This window comes from Mesorhizobium sp. M8A.F.Ca.ET.181.01.1.1 (genome assembly GCF_004792025.1).
Lineage (GTDB): Bacteria > Pseudomonadota > Alphaproteobacteria > Rhizobiales > Rhizobiaceae > Mesorhizobium.
In genome coordinates, this window is record NZ_SRTV01000354.1 from 1 (window position 1) to 279 (window position 279).

1 protein-coding gene is annotated in these 279 nt (G+C 63.4%); it reads left to right on the forward strand.

Annotation, left to right across the window (positions count from 1 at the left end):
• Positions 1 to 279 (forward strand): solute carrier family 23 protein (locus EN824_RS34945; RefSeq protein WP_281041426.1); only part of this gene is annotated, 279 nt, incomplete at both ends.

Genomic DNA, 279 nt, shown 5'->3' on the forward strand with positions numbered 1-279 from the left:
ATCAGAAAACGCTGGTGCGCGGTCTGCGCGTGGACGGTTTGGGCACGCTGATCGGCGGCATCTTCAACTCGTTTCCGCATACGTCGTTTTCGCAGAACGTCGGCCTCATTGGCGTGACGGGCGTGAAGAGCCGCTTTGTGTGCGCCATGGGCGGCGTGATTCTCGTGCTGCTCTGCCTCTTTCCGAAGATGGCGCAGGTCGTCGCCTCCGTGCCCGCCTTCGTGCTCGGCGGCGCGGGCATTGTGATGTTCGGCATGGTGGCCGCCAACGGCATCAAGG